At 38.2% G+C, this 23880-nt stretch carries 12 protein-coding genes, 7 tRNA genes, 1 rRNA gene and 2 pseudogenes; 7 read left to right on the top strand and 15 right to left on the bottom strand.

What is annotated here, in order from left to right; translation table 11 throughout:
* Positions 1 to 250: 250 nt before the first annotated feature.
* Genes dptH through dptF form a run of 3 tightly spaced genes read right to left on the bottom strand, consistent with a single transcriptional unit; the run spans position 251 to position 8620 of the window.
* Complete coding sequence (dptH, locus tag B5M42_RS24745; RefSeq protein ID WP_209280800.1) at positions 251 to 5458, bottom strand: DNA phosphorothioation-dependent restriction protein DptH; 5208 nt, start codon at positions 5456 to 5458, stop codon at positions 251 to 253.
* Entirely contained in the window at positions 5439 to 6851 is a 1413-nt protein-coding gene (dptG, locus tag B5M42_RS24740; RefSeq protein ID WP_134757389.1) for a DNA phosphorothioation-dependent restriction protein DptG, read from the bottom strand. The genes dptH and dptG overlap by 20 nt, the downstream gene beginning before the upstream one ends.
* On the bottom strand, positions 6848 to 8620 hold the full coding sequence (dptF, locus tag B5M42_RS24735) for a DNA phosphorothioation-dependent restriction protein DptF (RefSeq protein ID WP_134757391.1): 1773 nt from the start codon (positions 8618 to 8620) through the stop codon (positions 6848 to 6850). The genes dptG and dptF overlap by 4 nt, the downstream gene beginning before the upstream one ends.
* A gap of 216 nt (positions 8621 to 8836) precedes the next feature.
* On the opposite strand from dptF, the gene dndB reads away from it, so the two are divergent.
* The 6 genes from dndB (at position 8837) to B5M42_RS24705 (ending at position 16629) form a co-directional block, all read left to right on the top strand.
* Positions 8837 to 9928: a DNA sulfur modification protein DndB gene (dndB, locus tag B5M42_RS24730; protein WP_134757392.1), complete on the top strand. Its 1092-nt coding sequence runs from the start codon at positions 8837 to 8839 to the stop codon at positions 9926 to 9928.
* Complete coding sequence (gene dndC / locus B5M42_RS24725) at positions 9921 to 11408, top strand: DNA phosphorothioation system sulfurtransferase DndC (protein ID WP_230633175.1); 1488 nt, start codon at positions 9921 to 9923, stop codon at positions 11406 to 11408. The genes dndB and dndC overlap by 8 nt, the downstream gene beginning before the upstream one ends.
* A gap of 18 nt (positions 11409 to 11426) precedes the next feature.
* Positions 11427 to 13430: a DNA sulfur modification protein DndD gene (gene dndD, locus B5M42_RS24720; protein ID WP_134757395.1), complete on the top strand. Its 2004-nt coding sequence runs from the start codon at positions 11427 to 11429 to the stop codon at positions 13428 to 13430.
* Positions 13420 to 13788 carry a DNA sulfur modification protein DndE gene (dndE, locus tag B5M42_RS24715; protein ID WP_134757397.1) on the top strand — a complete coding sequence of 123 codons (369 nt, stop codon included), beginning with the start codon at positions 13420 to 13422 and terminating at the stop codon, positions 13786 to 13788. The genes dndD and dndE overlap by 11 nt, the downstream gene beginning before the upstream one ends.
* A 15-nt stretch (positions 13789 to 13803) precedes the next feature.
* Positions 13804 to 14940, top strand: a complete 1137-nt coding sequence (locus B5M42_RS24710) for a cysteine desulfurase family protein (protein WP_134757399.1) — start codon at positions 13804 to 13806, stop codon at positions 14938 to 14940.
* A gap of 108 nt (positions 14941 to 15048) precedes the next feature.
* Positions 15049 to 16629: a toll/interleukin-1 receptor domain-containing protein gene (locus B5M42_RS24705; protein ID WP_134757401.1), complete on the top strand. Its 1581-nt coding sequence runs from the start codon at positions 15049 to 15051 to the stop codon at positions 16627 to 16629.
* A gap of 249 nt (positions 16630 to 16878) precedes the next feature.
* Here B5M42_RS24705 and B5M42_RS24700 read toward each other — a convergent pair.
* Positions 16879 to 17159, bottom strand: a pseudogene (locus B5M42_RS24700) (ATP-binding protein).
* A 200-nt stretch (positions 17160 to 17359) separates the two neighbouring features.
* Here B5M42_RS24700 and B5M42_RS24695 point away from each other — a divergent pair.
* A pseudogene (locus B5M42_RS24695) lies at positions 17360 to 18583 on the top strand (IS256 family transposase).
* Positions 18584 to 18877: 294 nt separating this feature from the next.
* On the opposite strand, the gene B5M42_RS24690 reads toward B5M42_RS24695, so the two are convergent.
* The 11 genes from B5M42_RS24690 to rrf all read right to left on the bottom strand — a co-directional run bounded on the left by B5M42_RS24690 (position 18878) and on the right by rrf (position 23743).
* On the bottom strand, positions 18878 to 19828 hold the full coding sequence (locus B5M42_RS24690) for an O-methyltransferase (RefSeq protein WP_134757403.1): 951 nt from the start codon (positions 19826 to 19828) through the stop codon (positions 18878 to 18880).
* Positions 19829 to 21139: an ATP-binding protein gene (locus B5M42_RS24685; RefSeq protein WP_134757405.1), complete on the bottom strand. Its 1311-nt coding sequence runs from the start codon at positions 21137 to 21139 to the stop codon at positions 19829 to 19831.
* Between the two features lie 21 nt (positions 21140 to 21160).
* Positions 21161 to 22432, bottom strand: a complete 1272-nt coding sequence (locus B5M42_RS24680; RefSeq protein WP_134757407.1) for an SIR2 family protein — start codon at positions 22430 to 22432, stop codon at positions 21161 to 21163.
* 220 nt (positions 22433 to 22652) lie between these two features.
* Positions 22653 to 22737, bottom strand: a tRNA-Leu gene (locus B5M42_RS24675).
* A 274-nt stretch (positions 22738 to 23011) separates the two neighbouring features.
* Positions 23012 to 23087, bottom strand: a tRNA-Lys gene (locus B5M42_RS24670).
* A gap of 12 nt (positions 23088 to 23099) precedes the next feature.
* Positions 23100 to 23176 (bottom strand) — tRNA-Asp (locus B5M42_RS24665).
* A gap of 40 nt (positions 23177 to 23216) precedes the next feature.
* A tRNA-Met gene (locus B5M42_RS24660) sits at positions 23217 to 23293 on the bottom strand.
* Between the two features lie 67 nt (positions 23294 to 23360).
* Positions 23361 to 23436, bottom strand: a tRNA-Val gene (locus tag B5M42_RS24655).
* Positions 23437 to 23463: 27 nt separating this feature from the next.
* Positions 23464 to 23535: transfer RNA gene (locus B5M42_RS24650), tRNA-Glu, on the bottom strand.
* A 3-nt stretch (positions 23536 to 23538) separates the two neighbouring features.
* Positions 23539 to 23614, bottom strand: a tRNA-Asn gene (locus tag B5M42_RS24645).
* 12 nt (positions 23615 to 23626) lie between these two features.
* Positions 23627 to 23743: ribosomal RNA gene (gene rrf / locus B5M42_RS24640) — 5S ribosomal RNA — on the bottom strand.
* Positions 23744 to 23880 lie beyond the last annotated feature (137 nt).

The following is a 23880-nucleotide window of genomic DNA, read 5'->3' as shown; positions in this document are numbered from 1 at the left end:
GCCCACGGCACCAGTTGGGCAAGCTTGATCCAGCGATTGTCCGGATTCAGCCGACCGCCGAAAGGCAAGAAGAACTCGCTCGGCAGCAACAACTGGTTTTCCTCATGGGCGTACGATTGGTACATGATCCTCATCCTCCATGTGCACGGTTTTTCATCGTATCACAACGATTTCCTTGCTTATGAATTCGACGAAATGTGCCTCAAACCCTTGTCATTATTGGATTTTTTGATCGTTCAGCAAGACCTACTTAGTCTCGCTCTTTGATCTCCCTTGCCAGTTCAAAGAATGCCTTATCCCTGATAAGAACTGGCGCCTTTCCACTCATTTTAACAATGCTGTAGTGTTTTTCAAGCTTGCGAATTTGATTTAATATGTGTTCTTCTTCTGTTTTTGACTGTGTATTAAAAATATATCGAACGTCCTTGTTATTAATATCTGAAACGTTATGAACGACCCACGTCAAAATGTAGTTCGCGTATTCATTGTCTCCAGTTGAGAAATGGCTTAATAGTTGCGTAGAAAGAATTGTACCAACGCCATATTCCCTTCCTTCCTTCAAAATCTTCTTAATCGATCTAAAATCTTTGTTAAGAAAATTGTCAGCCTCATCTACTAAGATCATCCGTGTAAGTTCACGTAAATCTCCTTCAATTCTGCTGTGGCCTACAACTTGCATTTGGTTATAGAAAACATCGAGTGTAATTGCGACTACCAAGTTCTGAATACTTTCATCATAACCCGACAAATTGATAACCGTCATTCCATCAATAATATCAAATAAACTTTTTGTCTTAGTTGCGTCCGGTTCGAATACTTCGAACTCATCTAAAGTTTTCAATGCCGCATATAAACTATCTTCAGCCATGTTTTCTCTAGACTGATGCATCTCATAAACATCATGTAAAGTAGGCGCAGGTTTACCCCATGTTATAGCATCTGAGCGAGAAATCCCTTTGCGATCATAGGCCTCCATAATCAATTCTCTCAGTGTGTTTTCTTGTTTTGGTCCTAGATTAAATGCTTTTGAAATGGTTTCCTTTAATCCACTCGCTGTGTGTAGAGGCAACAAGGGTTTTGGTGAAACGCTGCAATACAGAGCTAAGGGATTAAATGGTAGATGGTATAGATCATATACTTTAGCACCAGTTACAGATGTGAAATCTTCTTTGATATAATCGCCCTTGTAATCAAAAATCAAAATACCAATCGGTGTACTGTGCACATTACTTGGAGAATTAATCTGCAGTTGTGTTATTAATGACTTTGTAAACTGTGTCTTACCCGTTCCCATTGTGCCTATGATACCTGTGTTTGTATGCATAGTCTGATCCGTCGAGGTAGGATACCACTTTACAACTTGTTGCAAATCTCTGGTTGTTCCTAGTAAAAGAGACATAGGAGTGTCTGATGATCCTGCTTGGTTAGTCACTTCTTCTATCGGATCTTCTAGTACAAGCACTACAGACTTTGACTCTCCTATAAGGTCCTGTACAAGATCACCTGCTTCCGATTGAACGTGAGTTAGCGGTTCTTTCGGTTCTGTAGTTATGTAAGTCCGAGAGAGTAATGTCTCATTTGAAAAATCTGTTTGCCCTCTTAAAAGCTGGTTTTTGAGCTCTTCTATTGAAGCCGTAATGTAATTATATCCATCTTGTTCTGTAAACTCTAGTATTTGAACATCACCTAGCTGCTGCATGTTGCGGAAATGAATACCCTTCTTAAATGAAAGTACTGCGCCATTACCGATAAATTGATCAAGTGCATGAGAAATTTCGTATTCATCGTTAAGCAACTTTCCGCGCAAATCACTGTCAATAATCTCATCCCAGCGCTGTTCCGGCCAAATATCATAGAGTTTCATTTTTTCAGCACTTACTATTGCTGATTGTATTAAGAAATTGCGATATATTTTTCTTGAATAATCATTTTGAACAGTTTCTTCATTACCTCTAGTTTGCTTGTGCAAATGCTCAATTAACAGATCTTTAGTTTTTTTAACTTGCCCTACAGCCTTTTGAATCACGCCAGTATCATTGTTTCCTATTTTTACTTCTATCGGAAAGAAATGAACGAAAAGCGAATCGGCCCTTTTTTCAATGCCAATAAGAAGTAAGTCATCGCTAAATGACCCCTTGGCCCCTAAATTTTTTGTTGAGAAAAGACCCTCTCCCTTTTTTAAACCAATTGCACCAGATACACGTAAAATTTCTTCAAGTGAAACTGGAATCCAGATAATTTCTTTGTGATAGTAATACGATAGAACCCACTTTATCGCAGATAAGATGCTTAATTTTTCGCGAGGAAATTGATTCTTATTCGATATGAGACGCAACAACCAATCTCCATTGACGGCATTAAAGAAATTGATGATTTTGGCAGAATGTTGATGCACATGTGTTACACCTTTTTCGCGCAAAAATTCTTCAATTACAACTTGATATTGTTTCGACCGTCTTGTTACTGTGATTGCATCGTAACCACTAGATGACGTATATTGATCACTGTAGTGAATGATTAAAAGATCACTCAAAGCTTGGTCATTTTTAAAAAAGTTTAAATTGACTTTTGGTTCAATAAATGTCGTCCAGTGTGATGCATTATAAATTCGATTTAAGCTATCTTTGTCTTCATCAGAAATTGCAGTAATAATACTTTCATCATTATTATAAACGTCTAAATTTCGAGCAGTGCGGGCCAAAGCGTTCATTTTAATCGCAAGATCAATGAGTGCATTTGAGGAGGATTTGGACAAGTATCTAGTTCCAAATCCAGTACGGTATGCGTTCCCTACATACACCGATGGCACTCCTGAAACTAAACCATCGATGGCTAATCCAGATAGCAAATCATTCATTTTACTATAAGTCTCAGTTACAAAATGATCCATATGATAAAATGCAATGTGACAATATTCATATTCTTGTTCTGAAACCTTCTTCACATAAAAATGAACCTTTTCTCGAAACACATCGAGAAGATCTGTTTCGGTATAGACGTCTGAACTCAAATTCACTCCAAATGTGTTTTTGATCTCAGCCGGATCATCGTAAAAAGAGATTTCCTCGAATACATTTATGGTTTCCTGATGGTTGTAGACATACAAATCAATTGGAAGCAGCTTGTCCTTTTTTATTTCTTTGCGTAGTTGAACCCGATAATACTCCATTATACCTTGAAGAACTTCGCGACAATCCCCCATGTTAATAACATTAATTTTAATAGGTGCAGCAGGATGAAGATCAAATAAATATGAAAAATGATCTACGAACTCCTGGATTTTCTCAGTAACAAGGTCTGATACAAATGCACGCGAGCCATGATATCTTGGTAATTTGTAATCAATGTAGTACATCCACTCCGGAGAGTGGTTTTGCTCAATAGGCTTATAAATTCGTCTTGATTCATTATAAATATAAGGAAGAAGATTAATAGGACTTAATTTTTTTAGAAGTTCTTCATTGATCATCTCCGTACCAATCTGTTGATTTAACATGTACTGATAGAATATATTTAAAGGATGAAGTGGCGTGAAAAAAATTTCAAGTTCATCCTCTCTTTTTTCGATTGTACCTACTTTCATTAAGTTTTTCTGACGCGGCGAAAGCGGCTGACCGTTAGGAATCGCTGCTATAGCAGTTGTGTAAGCCTCGATATAAAGCAGAACTAATGCTTGAAGCTTCTCGTCCATGTAAGCTAAACTTGGAAGCAGTTGATTTACATCATAAAACATAATCAAACTTTGATAAGCTTCTTGGACAGACTCATCCACATCAAGATCAATCCTAGTTAATGTACCTCCGCGCTCTTCGTAGAAAATTCCGCCTGTTAAGATCAATTGCTTTTCTTTTTCTATATTTTTACGAAAGTCCTCTCTAGCAAAATACTCACTTGTACCCTGAATAAACTTATTGTCACCTTTATAAATGAAATGTTCTTGTCGCTCACGTTTTAAGGACCATACCGAATAGCCTGTGATGGTTCGAGGCTTTTCTTGAACATCACGAATTGCAAAAGGTAATTTAAAAATCCCATCAGACAAATAAAAATAAATCCATTCATCTTGTAGATCTGCTTGATCAATATGTCTTTTAAGTTCTAGTCTAGTTGGAGAGTGGTACATTATAACATCTTCCTGCTGCTGAATCATCTCTTGAATCACTTCTTCACTAGCAGGGTTAAAGATAAGCGTTTCCGCGTCCGTATTAATAACAATTTTATGGTCGCCTTGTTTAGATACATTCACCGAATAATTAGTTTTCTGCTCCTCAAGTAGCTTAGGCGAACACGTTACTACAGCAATACGAAAGTCAAAACGAGTACTACCCCGATACTCAACACGAAAAAAGCTAGTTTCTTGCGTCTGCGTTAAATTCACTTTTATTCTTTTTCCACTAACAGTTGCCGATGATCTAGATTTTCTGGGCTCTGTTCGAATTTCTCCATTGTGTAGTCTACTGTCAAATTCCAATTGGAGTTCGAGTTCTGATAATTTTTGCTCATTAAAAATTATAATATTCCGAATTCGAGATCGCGCTTTACTATCTCCCTCAGCACGCTCCCAATACAAGACATCTTCTTCCGTTCTTTTCTTAGATGCCTCCAAATAAGCTATGTTCTTCACATCTTTTTTATTTTCGGCTGATAGCTTTACATCTTTAAAATCAACTTCCGGCCAATTTGCACCAGAAAGTGATTCAATCCCCTTCTGATCAAAATATTTATCGAGTTCTTGTTCCGGGTTCCCATACTTATGAATCGCATCTACACGCTCATAATACTCAAAATTCTCTTCAATTCGAGCCTTAATTCCTTTCTGGTCAGAAACATTAAAAACAAGCGGATCGTAAAAAAGACTGAAGCCCCGAAACTCCTTAGGCCCGAATTGTGAACTTTGTATTGCAGCGAGTAAATCCTCATAGCTAAAAATAGAGTTTTGTTCGTCAAAGGCAGCTTTGCGTTTCTTCTCAAGGATTGTTTTTAAAATCATTTTCTCTGCCATAGTGCGGCCTGAATCGTTAATACGTTTTTCTAAATCTTTGATAATAGAAGTGAAATGAAACGGCATGCCTTCTTTTTGAAACCCTTCCGTTCCCTTCACTATGCTGTCTAAGGTTGTATGATGAATAAATAATATTGCGGTATTTGTGAATTCTGGATCACTTGAGCCCACTTTATTACGCAAAAAGGTAAGGAAGTCGGGACTAGTACCATCGACAGTCGCGGCGACAATAAGCTGGGTTGACTCTACGTTGATCTTATATGTATCATACACAGCATCTTGCAATGGTATCTGAAAAAGATCATGATCACTGAGATCTTTCAGTGCAAGATATAGCTCTAGCACCTGACCTTCTTTTTCAAATTGAATTTGGAATTTATCCCCTGATTTTATTTCCAGTACGTTTAAATAGTTTAAAACCTGTTGAGCAAGGTAGTTATAAAATAGATTTGACATATTGAGCATCCCCACTGTCACTTTTCTTTTCGAGCAAATTCAACTTTTCAAATAAGCTAACAATTCTATCCCTAGAATCCCTGTCAAAAACAATTCCTCGTTTTTGATATTCCTCAAATAATAGAACCAAGCGGATTTTCTCTTGATTTCCCATTGAAAGTTTTGTCAAAAACATCAAATAATCCTCAGTCAAATTGAGGGTATACCCCATTGATCCTCGTTTTCGTAAAAAGTATTGCTTGCAGTAATCGGAAAACCAACTTTGATACTGATCATACGGTTTTTGCCGGGGGGATTGATCGAATTGATAATCAATTACTTTAAAAAGCTCATGTACCTTTTTAGTAAAATCATTTTCAGAGGAACTGATATTAAAATGGAACCTTTCCCAATTAACATCACTAACGTGCTCTTTATAGCTTGAAATCAAAGTATTCATCTGCTCAATCACATAATCTTTCTCTTCCGAAGAAAGTTCAGAAAATCGGTTATTTAAATCGATATAGGTGTAACTCTCTCCATCATTTTCGTGATAATTCAGCATTTCCAAGGTATTTACATGGGAGAACAACGGTTTAATGACACTTTCCAAAAGACGCCATCCTTCAATGTAACTCGTTCTTGAGCGTGACGTGTTTTCCCAATCAAGATTAAAATATAGGGGTTCAATTTTATCTTGCGCTTTGAACATCACATTCAGACTTCTAGCAAGTTGAGAAATATAAAAGAAGTAATAATACCTTATAAGCTTCTCAAAATTCTCTATAAAAAGCTGATGATCCTGCATTAAAAAAGTAACATCTTTTTGGAATTGCTCGATAACTTTAGATACCAAAATTTTGTACTTAGGGATTTTCCTCGTCTGTTGAATTGATTCAAGTTGCGGCAAAGCTTCGTATACAAGCCGGAGTAAAATATTAGTCGGCTTATTACTATATAAGATCAACAACTTTTCGCTGAGAGCTTCTGACCAGAGCACAGAATATAGAAACTCCGCGAGTTGTACATGCTCTTTTGTATTTTGCGATGAAAAATAATTAAACACTGCTGGATGAAATATTTCTATGTCACCCTTGTCATCAATAAATAAAGTTTGAATGATTGATTTAAGCTTGACCTCATCCATCGGTTGTTTCGTTTGAACTCGGTCAATAACTGCTTTTAATAATTGATCATGTTCTAATTCGACTAACAATTCTTTCTTAGAAGCCAGCCTTGAGAATTCACCAATAATTAATTTGAAATCATCATATGGCTGCTTAAGGGGACTCGCTTTGAACGGCAGAATACGAATTCTTTTGCCAGGCAAGTGAGTTAATCGGATATTAAATTTACTTTCGGAAACAAACCGATATCCTTTTTGCAACTCATCCAATCGAAGTTTGTAGGTCATGAGCTAATCCTCGCAAAATTATATTCTCCGAAATTTTCATCATATGTCAGTTTATATTTCACTAGCTTCTCACCCATTTGTTCTTGAAACATTAATTCATTACCCCTTACCCCGGAAGATAAGATTTTTCCCATGAACTCAACGAAATTAATAAAATTAGCTTTGTCTTTTTTATTAGGGCGAAATCCATTACGAATGTTCATTAAAAGAGAATAGAGAGAAAAATCAACATCGACTCTATAAATTTGTTCATTTGTTGTTTTAAATTTCAGCTGTAAAGTGGGAGAAAATTTATTCAAATGATCTCCGCCCCTCTCCACCAAATCAGTGACATATGATGACAGTTCCAAACTTTGAGTGAGCTTGTATCGAAGTTGATTTTTACCCAAAAACAGATTTATTTGATCAGAGTCAGCTTCTCCGTTCCACAAGTAAATAGCTTCTTTTATCTGCGTATACAACACTCGTAGTTGACTTTTTCTCCCGGAGTTCCATAAGAATAGATAGGTCATATAAGTGCTGTACAGAATGTCCCGTAGATCTATTAAATCTTTACGTTGCTGAAAATGGCTCAACCGAAAAAACAGTTTCGTCAAATCCTCATGCTGAAAGCCGATCTCACTATGAGAGTAAAAATTTTCTTCCGATTTTGTTATTAAGTTCCTAAAGTAAGGATAATGACCTTTATCTAATACATCCTTCAAGAGCTCTCTTATTTTGTCACGCGTATGTAGTGAAATATAAATCTCATCCATTTTTTCGGTCCTTAAACGAATAGGATCAAGATAGTGCATCACTTCATTAATATTCGAAAGATCTTTGTGATCAAAAAATAAACTCGGAGTAATATGGTTTAGATACATAGTTCGTGTCAGGTTCTCAATAAACGATGGTAATTTAGATGAAGGTAACTGATCGAGCTCACTGGAGACTAAAATATCATAGATAAAGTTGAGTAACGAGCGTGTAGAAATAATGAGTCGATGCTTAACCATACCCTCAATTAAAGCTTGAGAAATACTATCTTGCGTTGTAGGATCTTGAAGAAATGCATAATTAGCACGTATTGGGCATGTTGAAGAAACAGGACATGTTCCACATGATGTTTGATATGCCTCATAAAATGGATTATCCAAATGAGGTTGTGTAATCTTCGCAAATACCTGCTCCATGTAAGCTGATTTCGGCCCCTCCTCAGTTAAACTATACAAACGAAAATCACTAAAATTGATAAACTGAAACGATCTATCTTCTTGAAATGCATTATCAACAATCTCATTTTCTAAAATACGATTTTTTTCAACAAACTCTCGTAACTGCTGAAAAGATGAATGGTACTCGGAATCAATAAAGTTGTTCAAAGCTCCTAAATTAATCGCTAAAATCATTTTTTTAGAATGCCCTTTTCGAAGTTCTTCATCTGAGAAGGGGGCTAACACGTCACTTAATGTATCAATTGATGTTTTTTGTGGGTTAAAACTTTCTGTTGCGTCATTATGTAAATCAAAGTGTTTAATAATATCCAGATGTCGATTTTTCATGTAAGACATCAGATGTGATTTACCATCCCCTACGCCACCACAGACAAAAATTAACTGAGGAAGAAACGAAGCGCTAGCAGCTTTCAATATCTTATAGAGCTCGTCCTCAACATCGCGTTTAATATGCATATAAGTCTTAAAATCACTAAAAGCATCGAGATTCTCTACTGCTTCTTTTGACGATACTTTTAATTTTTTTAACTCTTCAACAAGACACGTTGTCGTCATTACGTTACACCTCTTTCAAATGTAGAATGCTGGTAGGATTCTAACCAGTGCCCACCATTTATTTCAAGAAGTTATCATGTACTACCCTCATGTGTCACAGAGATGTATTTAATGAATTGATGCAATAGTCTAAACTCAAAAACTGCTTGAATTATGTCTAAATATATTTTAAAATTTACACAGATATAAATTACGTACGTAATTGAGGTGTTTGACATGAACTTCAACTATACGTTCCCAGCTTTACGGGGAATTCAAGCAGGTAAAGAGTTTTATACAGTCATGTGTCCTTTGCGCCTTATACCGAAAATTTTCCTTTTTGATGAAGAAGAGGTTCCTGCTGAATATCGAGCACAACGATTGATGAACAAGGCTCGAATTCCTGAGATTGCCAATTACATACTTGAAAATCCGAAAGACTATGTTTTCTCTTCCCTGACAGCATCCATCGATGGCAACATGAAATTTGAACCCATTTCAGAAGAATCTGATATTGGAAGCCTCACAATTTCGCTCGATTCGAAATTTCTAATCAATGATGGGCAACATCGACGTGCTGCCATTGAAGAAGCTTTAAAAGTAAGCCCGGATATTGGAGAAGAATCTATTTCCGTTGTTTTTTTTCAAGATCGTGGCCTCCGACGCTCGCAGCAAATCTTTTCTGATTTAAACCGGCACGCAGTAAATACAACTTCTTCTATTGGAATTTTATACGATCATCGAGATCAACTGTCACTTCTAACAAAAGATCTCATATTAGAAATTCCATTACTTGAACGCTACACAGACAAGGAAAAAGTATCTTTATCCAAAAATTCCCCTAAGTTATTTTCACTGAACCATATCTTTAATACTAATGGCAGATTACTTGGAAAAAAAAGAGGCGAGTTAATAAGTGAACAAGAACGCAGCTTTCTTAAAAACTACTGGAAAATCCTTACCTTAACTATACCAGAATGGAACTTGGTGATGAACAAAAAAATTTCACCGCGTGATCTTAGAGGATCTTGCATTGCTGCGCATGGAGTATTTTTAGAGGCTATAGGAATCGTAGGAAACTATCTCTATCATTATTATCCAACTGAATGGGAAAATTACTTACAGAAATTAGCCCAAATTGATTGGAGTAGAGAAAATCGCAAAGACTGGATGGGAAGAGCTTACGGAAAAACCGGGAGGATTAACAAAACTAATGAAACCATTCAATTAACTGCCAATCTAATCAAACAAAAACTGGGTCTCCCACTAACCGAGCAAGAAACACAAATTGAAGAAAGACTTAAGGAGGATGACCTTGTGTATGCTTAATATATTTACTACGAATACCAAATTCCAAAATGCTAAAACACTTATCAAACAAATATATCTATCAGATGAGCGTCCTTGGGTCGTAGGCTTTAGTGGTGGAAAGGACTCGACTGCTTTAACTCAGCTTGTTTTCATGAGTATTGCGGAACTGCCTGTAGAGCAATTAACGAAAAAGGTATATATCATATCTTCTGATACACAAGTTGAAACTCCCTTAATTATTGATAAAATCACTCGGACACTAGGACGTATTCAGGACAGAGCCTTAGAGCTTAGGTTGCCTATTGAGACACATAAAGTACGCCCAACAGCAGATCAAACTTTTTGGTCATCCATTATTGGCAAAGGATACCCTACTCCGCGACAAAAATTTCGTTGGTGTACTGATCGTATGAAAATCGATCCAGCTAATCGTTTTATTTTAGATAAAGTTTCAAAATTTGGTGAGGTTATTATGGTTTTAGGGGTAAGAGACTCAGAAAGTAGTACCCGCGCCAACGTTATGCAGTCTCATACAATTGAAGGCAAAGTGCTAATGAGGCACTCAACTTTAACAAATGCATTTGTTTTTGCACCGATCCGAAACTTTGATCTTAATGATGTTTGGGAGTACTTATTGCAAGAGAGTTCCCCTTGGGGCGACGACAATAATGAACTATTAAAGCTTTACCAAGATTCAAATAGTGAATGCCCACTAGTTGTAGATAAGGATATTAAAGAAAGCGCTGGGTCATGTGGTAATAGCAGGTTTGGCTGTTGGACATGTACTGTCGTATCAGAGGACAAGGCACTTAGTGGATTTATCAACAACGGTATTGACTGGCTTCGCCCTTTATATGATTTTCGAAACTATTTAGTTGAAATTCGCAACGATCGTTCGGCGAGACAAAAACACAGAATGAATGGGCAAATCTATTTAACCACAAATTTAGAAGGAATTAATATTGAAACAGCTCCTAGAGTGCATATAGAGTCCCTGGGGGAATATTTAACACAACATCAGATTGATTTGGCTACAGTCGAGGACTTAGAGATTATTGTGATTGATGAGGATGGCTCTTTAAAGCAACTGGGGGTAGGACCTTTCACTCTAAAAGCCCGAGAGGATATTTTGCGGCGTCTCCTTCAAACGCAACAGAAGGTACGGGCGCTACATGATCCTTCAATTGAACTGATTACAATTGAAGAACTCCAAGCAATACGTAAATACTGGAATGATGATTTGGATTGGGGGGATCGTATCCCTAGAATTTACGAAGAAGAAACTGGCGAAACGTTGGAATGGCCACGAAATGATCGTCCTCTATTCGCGGATGACCAATTAACCGACCTTGAGAGGCTCTGTTTAGAAGAAAAAATAAGTCTACCTTTACTCAAAAAGCTGATTGCTATTGAACAAGATCATTCCGGATATAAAGTTCGGCGAGGACTTCTTCAGGAATTCAACAAAGCTCTTCAGCAAGAATTTTTACACCTCTAAAGAAAAGAGTTAATTATAATGAAATTTACGAAAATTGTAATACGAAATATAGGAGCTTACGAAGGTTCACAAAATGAATTTCTTTTTGATACGTCTAATGAACACAATGTAGTTTTATTCGGTGGAAAAAATGGGGCGGGTAAAACAACTCTCTTGGAAGCATTACGCCTTGTATTGTTCGGCCCACTTACATATGGTTTCATGACTGATAACGAAATTTATTATCAGCATATTCGTTCCCTTTTAAATCGAAGTGCCCTTCGAGCTGGAGAGCCGTTGTATCAATTAATACTACATTATACCGCAATTGAGAATTATGAAGTTGTTTCTTATGTGATAAGTCGATCATGGATTCTAAAAAAGGATAAGTTAAAAGAATCATTCCAAGTAAAGCGTAATGGCGATGAGTTAAATGATCGAGAAATTGATAATTTTGAAAACAAATTACGGGAAGAATTTCCCCCCCGTTTATTTGAACTTTGTTTATTCGACGGTGAAGAAATTTCTAAAATTATTTCTGAGGGGCAAATTCATTACTATCTTCAAGAAGCATCCAAAATTCTCTTTAATTTAGATCTGTTCGTAAATTTAGAAAAAGACTTACAAGCATATCAAAACAACCAGCTAGTGAAGCAAGAAACATCTGTCAAATTGAATGTAAAAGCTGAGTTAGAAAAAAAACTACAAGCAAAGAAAAAAGAACTTACTTCGTTAGAATTAGCCATCTCTACTAACAAACAAACTATTGAGCAGCATCAGGAGAAAATCATGTTATTAAAACGAGATTTTGACATGCATGGTGGACTCTTAAAAGAACAACGACAAATATTACTTCATTCTATTAATGAGATCGAACATAAACGTAAAATTAATTCTGATAAAATCCGTAGTTTTGTTAACCAACTGCTCCCTTTTTATTTAGTACGTGAGTTAATTGAGGAAGTAGATCAACAAATGGAAAGAGAAAAGCACCATGAATCACATGCCTTGGTGCATAAACAACTAAATAAAGCCGTTTGGAACTCAATGCTTAAAAAAATTGCAATCGACCATGAACCAGTCAAAAAAGAATATGCCAGTATTATTTATAAAGAAATACTTAACCTATTTCCGCTGATGGCAGAACCCCAAATTCACTTGGCTTCTTTTGAACAAAGAAGTGAAATTCGCACTTTGATGACACGCCTACAGGCAATTAATAAAGAAGAGTTTGAAAGCTTATTCTTAGAAAATGGACATCTACTCGAAAAGGCACAAACTCTTCGGAAAACTGTTGAAGAAAATGATCGTACTAGTGAGTTCACAGATATACTAGAACAAATCGAAGAGCTCACTCGCCAAATTGAAGTCCAACGACAGCATCTAGAGCAGAAAGATCAACACTGTGTATTGCTAAACGAAGAAATTCGAACAATTCAAAGTGAGCTTATTAAAGCACATGAAAAGCTGCACGAATCCAAGAAAAATGAAACAACCATGCTTATGACCAACAAACTTCTTGCAGTAAGCAACCGGTTTCGTGCTATGCAACTTCGAAAGAAACTCGATCAAGTGGAACAAGAAGCTCGAAAAATGATTAATTTGTTATTTCGCAAAAAAAATTACATTCATCGTCTTTACATTGACCATGAAATGTTTGATCTTACCTTATTCGATGTGGAAGGTGAACGAATTGTAGCAGAGCGCTTATCCGCGGGAGAAAAAGAAATGTTAATGCTGTCTATTATTTCTGCTATGTTTAAAGTGTCGGGTTGGAAGTTACCATTTGTGTTCGATACACTTCTTGGTCGATTAGATCAGGAACATAGAAAAGAGCTTATACAGCAATTTATACCACAATGCGGAGAGCAGGTCATTGTGTTATCAACCGATTCCGAGATATCAGAAGATCAGTTCCATTATATCGCTCCGATCTTAGCACACTGTTATACACTGGAATTCAATCAAGACCTTCATAAAATTGAAATTATTAAAGATCGATACTTCAACATATCGGTTCGGGAGTTGACACATGAATTTTAATTTAAAAACTTCATCGGAAGCCGCTGAAATTTTGAAGCAGCTGCAAGCTTCCACCAGCATTACTCCTAATATTTTGATTCGTTATGCTGTATCATTATCTCTAAAAGACCCCTCGCCCGTTGAATACATGAAAAAAGAGCCTCAGGGTGGTCTTCTGTTAAACCGAAATACTGTTACAGGTGAGTTTGATTTTGTATTTCATGCTCTTATTGCTCAACATTCAAACCGACAAATCAGTGATAAAGAATATTTTCCTGGGCTTTTTTCAGCGCACCTTGAACGTGGAATTCGTCTATTAAGCTCTGAATACAAAGTATCGGGTAGTTATGAAAAGTTTATTCGTTTATTAATCCAATAAAGGTGTGACTATAGCTTGATATATTTAGATCATAGCGCAACAACCCCTATTCATCCTGATGTATTAGAAGCTATGCTGCCTTTCTTACAAGAGGAGTACGGAAATCCCTCAAGTAAATACTATGCATTAGCAGACAATGCCAAGCGTGCTGTCACAATAGCACGAGAACAAGTTGCATCTCTAATTAATTGTCATCACGATGAAGTTGTATTTACTAGCGGAGCCACTGAAAGTAACAACATGATCTTAAAAGGAGTGGTTGATTACTATTCGGAAAAGCCTAACTATAGTAAACAAATTATCACCTCTGCTGTTGAACATCCTTCTGTTATAGAAACATGCGCTTATTTATCTTCAAAAGGAGCCTCCGTTAAGTATCTTGCTGTAGATAAATTTGGACGTATTTCAACACAACAGGTTGAAGATATGTTATATACACAAACTCCTCCTCTGCTAATTAGTCTGATTTGGGGGAACAATGAAGTAGGCTCCTTAAACCCAATTGAAGAGATTGCATTACTATGTGCCAAAGCCAAAGTCTTTTTTCATACCGATGCTACTCAGGTTGCAGGGAAACTTCCGATTAACCTACGTCAACTCCCCGGCCTTCGCTTCTTATCGCTCTCAGCCCACAAGTTAAATGGCCCTAAAGGAATCGGTGCAGCTATTATTCGGAAACAATCAGAAGAACTGTATACAAAGTTGACCCCGTTATTACATGGTGGAGGACAAGAAAACGAATATCGTAGTGGAACACTTGCTGTCCACAACATTGTGGGATTTGGCAAAGCTGCAGAGCTGGCTAAGTCTAATCTAGAAAGTAATCGAAAAAAACTATTAGAACTAGAAACACTTCTAACAGAAATTCTTCAAACTAACCTATCGGGGAAAGTTATTTTTAATCATGACACAAAAGAAAAACTCCCAGGGATTCTCAGCGTGCAATTTAAAGGGGTAAATAATGAGCTTCTTTTGAAGAAGTTATCGAAATTTGCTGCACTTTCTTCAGGGTCAGCTTGTAGCTCAAGTAAACCCAGTCATGTTTTGCAGGCAATGGGAAAATCGCTTGAAGAAATAAGACAAACCATTCGTATTTCAATGGGGCCAAGCATTGATCCGAATAATTTAAACCTATTTGCACAACTAAATTAATTTTTAATAACCTTTTTTATATAATTTCAACTTATACATTGTAGCCCAAAGCCTGGTGTATTACTTTCTTTATTAAGGTTTTCCTATTTACTTCATGGAGGTGAACCAGTGTTAGCTAACACTCAGCCTAAAGTATTTATTTCTTACTCTTGGAAGGATAAAAATATAGCTGATGGGATAGATAAAGATTTTCTATCAATAGGGTTAAATTTAAAAAGAGATATTAGAGATCTCCATTATAAAAAAAGTATAAAAGAATTTATGAAGCAAGTTCGTACTTCAGACTACGTCCTAATGCTAATTTCTGATGGTTATTTAAAATCGCAAAATTGTATGTATGAAGCTTTAGAGTTCATTAAGGATGACAATTACACTGAGAGAATTCTACCTATTATACTTGATGATGCAAAAATTTTTGGTATGAATGGTGGGCTACATTATGTTGAACATTGGAAACTCATGTTTGAACAATCTAAACAAAAACTTTCCGAACACGATCCTTTAGATGTAATTAACTATCATCAAGAATTAAAAGAAATCGAACAAATTCGACGTAATCTCGGCGAGTTTATCCAAACCATTAGAGATATGAGATGTATAAATATTGACGAGTTGAAAAGAGGGAATTACCGCCATGTTATTAATGAAATCGGTTTTCAAGATAAAGACATACTAGTATCCCTATCAAAGATCTCAAAAATAAAAGATGAAGAAGAACAAGATGTTGCCTTAGAGACTATATTGAACTTGCACCCCAATCATTTGGGTGCTAATCTTCTAAGAGCACATCTTGCTCTTGAAAGAAAGCAGCTAAAAAAGGCAAAAAGTTATTTTGAAAAACTGACAGTGGATTATCCCGATTTAGGTGAGGCCTATGGAAATATAGGATACATACTTGCACAAGATTCTTATCAAGAATACGATGAAGCAAAAAAATTTTATTTAAAGGCTATAGAGCTAAATCCTGATGTAACTACTCCATACACAAATCTAGCAGCCATGTTAACTGAAGAACCTTATCATGATTATGAAGGTGCACGTGACCTTTATTTAAAAGCTCTTGAGATAGATCCTTATGACATCAACTCTCACAATAATTTCGCCTGCTTGCTACATCAGTTAGAAGATATTGAAGGTGCTTTTAAATATTTCAACATTGGATTATCAATTGAACCTCATGACCCGGAACTCAATTATAATTTCGCAAATTTATTATCTCAGTGCGGACGATACGATGAAGCAAAACAACTTTATGAAATTTCACTTAAATCAGACCCTAATAATCCAAAAACCCATATTAATTATGCAAACTTGCTTAAAATTGTATACAAGGATTACAACAATGCTAAAAAACATTTTCGAAAAGGTATCGCAATAAACCCAAAACAACAAGAAGGGCACTTTAATCTTGCATCACTACTGTGGAAACACTTTAATGATTACAATGGTGCAAGGAAGCATTTCAAAAAATTATTAGAGATCAATGAGAACGATGCAGAAGTACATTTTAATTTGGCTTGTTTGTTGTGTGAAAGTTTCTTTAAGAACTATAAAAGTGCAGAAGTACATTTTTCAAAAGCAGTTGAATACGATCCTCTCAACCCCTACTACCGCTTTTATAGAAATAGATTCCTTGAAGAAAAATTGGAGAGAACTTTACATAAGGGCAATCTCACTACGAAATTTTAAAGCAAGCCGCCTGATCATGTTCGCAATAATTCGCACAAGTACTCGGTATTAGCAATCTGCGGGATTCTGGACTTGCCAGCAGTACTTAGTACTACAAACCTATAACAGTTGAAAATGAAGATGAGGCAGAACTGGAAAAGACGGTAATGGATATATTCACAGCTTCGTATTCAACTACACGATCCTCAGTAAAGCTTGTATTCCTTCAAAAAAAATCGTGCATTTTCCCCATCATCGTGGGGAATTTTTTTATCGTTCTTTCATAAGAGCATGCTTCATTCGGTAGCTTTCGCCCTCGAAAACGAGCATGTGCCCCAGGTGCGTCAAACACTCAATCATCGCCGCAGCCATCTGGTCATCAGTAAAGACGATCCCCACTTGGAGAACTCCAGATTCGTCGTAATGACGAGGCTACGGCTTTCATAGCTGTCCGCAATCACCTGAAAGAGCAGCTGCGAGCCATCCATGTCGACGGGGATATAGCCCCACTCGTCAAGTAGGAGTAGCTGGCATCGCTGGATCTCGCTCATGAGCCGTTCGAGCGTACCGCCCGCTTTGCTTCTTTCCGCACCGCGCGCGGCTTCCGGAGCGGGGTGCGGGCCGTATGGCGGCTGTCAGACTGCAAAGCGCATGACAAGCTCAGCCACGATGAAGAAGAGTCTGTAAAATAAAGTGTGTAATCTCTCAAAACCCAGTAAAATAAAGATATACGAAAGGTTGGGGAGTACACATGGGACTGTGGAGCAAAGAGCAACTGAGAGCGTTCATCAAGGAGAACAAGTTGGTGACGGCGCAGGGTGCCCAGAACGCGTTGCAAGATCTGTTCGCGGAAACGATTCAGGAGATGCTGGAGGCGGAACTGGGCACACATTTGGGCTATGAGAAGCACGAAGTGAAGGCCAAAACACCGAACAGCCTTAATGGCAAAAGGCAGAAGAACATCGTCAGCGAATACGGCGAACCAGAAATTACCGTGCCACGTGACCGGTTGAGTGAGTTCGAGCCTGTGGTCGTGAAGAAGCATCAGTCCAACGTAACCGGACCGGTATCGAAGATCAGATCATTGCCCTGTACGCCAAGGGTGTGAGTACCCGCGACATTCAGGATCATCTGCAAAATCTGTATGGCATCGAATTTTCACCGACGCTCATCTCCAATGTGACCAACAAGATTGTGCCCTTGATCAAGGAGTGGCAGAATCGGCCGCTGCAGAGCGTGTACGCCGTGGTATATGGATGCGATTCACTTTAAAGTGAAGCAAGACGGAGCCATTGTGAACAAAGCGGCGTACATGGTCATCGGCATCGATCTGGATGGCAACAAGGACATGCTGGGCATGTGGAGCGGCGAGAATGAATCCGCCAAGTTCTGGCTCGGTGTACTCAATGACTTGAAAAACCGCGGTGTTCGGGACATCCTGATCCTCTGTGTGGACAACCTGAGCGGCTTCTCCCAAGGGATTGCCGCGTGCTACCCGAAGACGGAAATCCAGAAATGCATCATTCACCAAATTCGTAATTCTACCCGGTACGTCTCCTATAAGGACCTGAAAAAAGTTACCGCAGATCTGAAGCCGATTTACAAGGCAGCCACCGAGGAGGGAGCTCTGCTCGAACTGGATCGGTTTGAAGAGGTCTGGGGCAGTAAATACCCGCTGATTGTACGCTCTTGGCGGAATAATTGGGAGGAGCTAGCCACCTTTTTCAAGTACCCGCCGGAAATCCCCAAGCTGATTTACACGACCAACATGATGATCGAGAGCTACCACCGGCAGCTGCGCAAAGTAACGAAAGGCAAAAGCATCTTCCCGACGGATGAAGTGCTCCTCAAAATGCTCTATTTGGCGACGATGGACGTTATTCGCAAATGGACAGGCCGTGTCCAGAACTGGGGCCAGATGCTGCTTCAGCTCTCGATGTTTTTTCCCGACCGTATTCGCCACCAACTGCGATAAATGCACGAAATCCCCCTCGGGGGATTCGCTTCAATAGAGTTTACACCAAGTTCTTGGCAGACCCATGTAGACTTCACCGATTTGTCCGCTTTTATTTGCGATTCAGCGAAAATAACGGCCAATGTATATGAAGCTTACGATTGTAATCCTTACAACATAGCTTTACATCCGGGCCTTGAGCCTTGTACAGACATGAGTAGCCACAAAGGTCGGGTGCATTTCTTATTTTTCATAAGAATAGCCTAATCCTCCGTCATTACCCAGAAGGGATTAGACTATTGACTCAGGATGCGGCTAGAGATCTGTTTCAGAAAATGTAGGGAAAAATCTATAATTCTCTGAGTACTTTCGAATATCATCAGACTTTACTCCAGGTAACATTACGTCCGCCAAGTTTTCATTAGGTAACTGTGAGTCTAAGTTTCTGATTTCTCTAATTGTTAAACTCGGAACCTCAATATAAAAGGGGTCTTTTTCAGTTCTTATGTATGGAAGTCTGGAGAACCCACACTTTTCAAACCTCTCCTTTTCCCCTTCTTCAAAAAAAATGCCCCCAAATGTTATCATCCTTGTACCATCTGAATAGTGAAAGTTAAAAAGTTGTTGAAAGACAAATTTGTTTCCAGTTCTTCTGGGAATATTCCTTGTATTAATAACGGATACGATCTCGTCATACATAATATCCCTTGTACGTAAGGCTGCTTTCCAGTTCTCACAGTCATCCTCTTTAATGTAGTGAGGCATTCTATTATTTAAATTCTTTTTCATTACATGATATGCCTGATTTGGTCGGTAATGTGCATTACAGGTAATCACAACGATAGAACCAGATATGATATTTGAAAAAATTGTATTTAAATCTGTGAGCACATCTTCATTTATTTGTGTATCATAATCTAGCCATATTATACTTTTATAGTACCATTCAATAGTGGGAAGAACTTCTTTTGATAACCCGAATTCCATTTCAATACAATTAAATGGTTTATTAAATTCAAATCTTTCTTGATTTTCAATGTCCTTTTCTATACTTATCATGTTCGTTATGCCTAGGTTTTTATGAAATAAAATAAAATCACTAAAAAAAGTTGAACCAAAACCAATGTACCTATACGTTTCAAGGGCAGCAAATTCATCCAATTTCCTAAAAGATTCACACAGCATTTTACGTTCAATCGCTTTAGAGGGACGAATACTGTAATTTATTCTTTCATAACTTGATTTTTTTTCTGTTACCTCCTCCATCTACTTGCACTCCATTCGATAAAAGTATTCAAATGTCTTTTCTCCTAAGTCCTTCAAACTCGTAGCATTTAAACTGCTTCGGACTTTTTCTATCTCCTCAATAGGTTTATTATATTGAATTTTTTGAGTAAGTGGTTTTCTCACGATTTTTAATTTAGGTGCCTGAAATACAGATTTTAAAGTTGTAATATCAATTGTTGATATTCTCTGGGTTCGCATTTTATCAAGTTTTTCGGTGTAATTCATTTCAATTTCATATTCAGAATCCTCATCATCCCCGTATGGATTATCTTTAATTTTCTTAAGAAAATCCGTAACCGGTCGCATCATGTTTAACATTTTCTGCTGAGCATAGCGAAATAGTTTCGAATCGCTGTCAATCCCATTTTTTGTGGTATTCCACGGTAATAGTTCAGACTTTATTGCATCAAAGAAAATGTACCCTCTAAACATTGCGAAAGTATTATGAAATAAACTATGCCCATTGCCCCAGCCAGTTAGTTCACTTTTGTCAGCTTCAACTAACAACCTTCCATTACAATAAATATACCAACCCGCCTCTTGCGGGGTTCCTCTTTTTGTCATACCTGTGTAGATCCTCATGTTAACGCCATTTACTTCTTCTTCAACATATGCAGGTTTTAATTCATCTGAAAAATATAGCTCAACGGGAACATGCTCGAGTAAAATACCGTTAATATAAATTTGCAAACCTTTTTCTATAACTGTTTCATGAGAAGTTTTGACTTCTTTAATCAAGTTTGTAATGAATGGACTGGAACTAAATTGTTCTGCAGCATTTTCATTTAAGTTACTAACACGGATGAACGTACCAAACGGCTGTAATTGCTTACTCTCTTCCAATTCTGAAAATTCCAAAGTCCATTCTTTTTTCCGCTTCCAATCATCTATATTGATATCTAGTTTGAATTTGGACTCATCACAAATAGATTTAATGCATATTAACTTACCCATCTTAAACAATGCCCGTTTCATCCCCACACCAAATCTACCCACGGAATGAGGCAAATCAGGCGCATCTTCGGGTCTACCGAATCTGAAAGCGTAGTTTCTTGCGATGTGTGCAGAAAATCCGCCACAATTATCTTCTATCTCAAATTTCTCACTATCTGCAGTTAACTTAATGTATAGATCGGAATAGTCTCCAACAGGACGCAATTTAATTGCTCCGTCCACACAATTGTCTATCAAATCTTGAATTGCATTAATAAGCGGAATATCTTTTACGAGCATATTAATGAAAAATTCTTTTGTAGGCTCTGCATTAATCTCATTATCATTAAACTCCATGCAAATTCCTCCTTCTGTATTTCAACCAACAATTTCCTTCAACAAATCTGGAACTTCATCATGATCTTCGAACCATACAATACGAATACCTAGTTTCTCAAATGATCTTTCCCGTGATAAATGGAAATCATCAATAAATGCATCTAATAGCTCCGATGATAAACTGCTAGTTAATTCCTTAAATTGATCTTCTTCAACTTCCAAATCTAACCTTTGCATGAATGCAAAATGCTTTACTTTGCTTGAGTTCCTTCGTGATGATATATCCAAAATTCGTCTCATATTTGGATCACTCATTGAAAGCCCAATAAACAAGCATATGTTTTCCTTTAATATGTGCATCTGAGTTATATTTGACCACGAATAGGCATCTGTATAAACAGTATGATATGCCTGCTCACTAAAAACAATTAAATTTTCTTCTAAGTCATCATGCTTGCTTTCGTGTTGAGGCAAATAACCATGAACATGAAAAATTGGCAATACATTAGGATTGATCTCATCATCTTCCTTAAATACAGGCATGTGATCTACAGGCACATCAGCTAAATGCTGCTCTAATAGATCATCGTAATTAAAAGTAACTACAGAACGAATTCGATATTTCCCTCGGTGATTACAAAGTTTCGCTAGCCAGACCAGAGTGCCAGAGGAATACGCTCTTCTTCGTCTACCATAAAGTGCTTCTCTTATGTATTTTGACATTGCTGAACGAGAATTAATTGTTGATTCTAAGAAAAATGCATTGATTATAGGAGACTCGTCTCTAAGCTTACTGAGCAAATTAGCCATCAAATGCTTATCTGTTTCACTTACTGAAGCTACACATAGCTTTCCACCAAACTTTTTTGTATTCATTTGTCTTACAACTGCATCATTCAGCTTTTCCAATAGTGCATCCCAACTTGGAAACCCAGCAGAAGTTGAAACACCAGCTCCCAAAAATAAAGATAATTGATCGCGTTGGAATGCGTTGCGGATTTGATCAATATACTCTTCCCTTTTCAATTTCCAATCAGGCTTCGGATCGGCTTGTTTTGCAGCAATACTCTTTTCTTCTTGTGCTAAAAGGGAGTACTGATCACCACGCTTTTCAAAATATCTTTTTCTAGCCGCTTGAACTCCGATATACCCTTTCATATGTCGTCTAATTGATTGAGTAAGAACTCCTATTTCATTTGAAGTATTGAATTGGTACCAACCATTTTTGTGAATGACTTCTAATATTTCCTCAGGGCGGGCAGCCCCTCCTAGTTCCTTTACCGCTAGTATTGCAGCGTCATAAATTTTCATAATTGTAAGCTCCTAGTTTTTGTCTCTGATTTTCTATTCGACAAAAAGAAACATCTTCCTTCATATGGAAAAGACTTTCCGACAGAAAGTAAATGCTCTCTGTAACAGAAAAAATCCCCTAGATTTTTTTCTAAATGAACTACATAACTATGCCCCCATCCATGTAAATCTAAAAAAATAAACCCTTCAATTAAATCGAAGGGTTTCACTTTAGGTATGATGCGGTCGAGAGGACTCGAACCTCCACGGGGGGTTAGCCCACACGGACCTGAACCGTGCGCGTCTGCCAATTCCGCCACGACCGCATATAAAATTGTAACTTGACTCTGTTGCCCGGTCGAGGTAATCTCGACACAAGAGCCGCGTCAAACCTTTATCGCGCCAAACTCTGACAAAAGCGGGCGCGTAAAACTTTGGCTCAAAATCAAGTGTTTGGTGCGGGACACGCGAGTTTTACGCGGTGACCTCACCGGGAAAAGCTAATGCTGGTGCGACTTCACGGGCAATGAGCACATTAGATTCGAGGCGCGTTAAAACCTGAACCGTGCGCGTCTGCCAATTCCGCCACGACCGCATAAATGGTGAGCCATGTAGGACTCGAACCTACGACACCCTGATTAAAAGTCAGGTGCTCTACCGACTGAGCTAATGGCTCTTGCAAAAAAAATGGCGGAGCCGACGGGATTCGAACCCGCGGTCTCCTGCGTGACAGGCAGGCATGTTAGGCCTCTACACCACGGCTCCGCGTTAACTGATGACCTTTACTATTGGTTAGATAGAAGGTTGGTTGCGGGGGCAGGATTTGAACCTGCGGCCTTCGGGTTATGAGCCCGACGAGCTACCGGGCTGCTCCACCCCGCGTCGTTATCGTATTTATAGAATTCCCTTCACTGGATCAAACTATGCTGATCGTTGAAAAGAATTCATATGGTGGAGGCTGACGGGATCGAACCGCCGACCCTCTGCTTGTAAGGCAGATGCTCTCCCAGCTGAGCTAAGCCTCCACATTTGAACGCTATTAGCAAAAGCTATGACCCGTAGGGGATTCGAACCCCTGTTACCTCCGTGAAAGGGAGGTGTCTTAACCCCTTGACCAACGGGCCGTATGGCTCCCCGAACAGGACTCGAACCTGTGACAACTCGATTAACAGTCGAGTGCTCTACCAACTGAGCTATCAGGGAATATGAAGTTCTGCTTGGCAACGTTCTACTCTCCCGGAACCCTGCGGTTCAAGTACCATCGACGCTGGAGGGCTTAACGGTCGTGTTCGAGATGGGAACGCGTGGGTCCCCTCCGCCATCATCACCAAACAGTCAGTCCAATACCTTGCGGTATTCCCTGAAAACTAGATACGAAACAAGTCGTTGTGTTACGCGTGAGTGTTGCTTGTGTTGTGGTTAAGCCCTCGACCGATTAGTATTCGTCAGCTCCATACCTTACGGCACTT

This window comes from Paenibacillus athensensis (assembly GCF_004514475.2).
In the GTDB taxonomy this organism is placed as follows: domain Bacteria; phylum Bacillota; class Bacilli; order Paenibacillales; family NBRC-103111; genus Paenibacillus_AL; species Paenibacillus_AL athensensis.
Note: the sequence above shows the minus strand (reverse complement) of the source record. Positions and strands in the feature narration are given on the sequence as shown.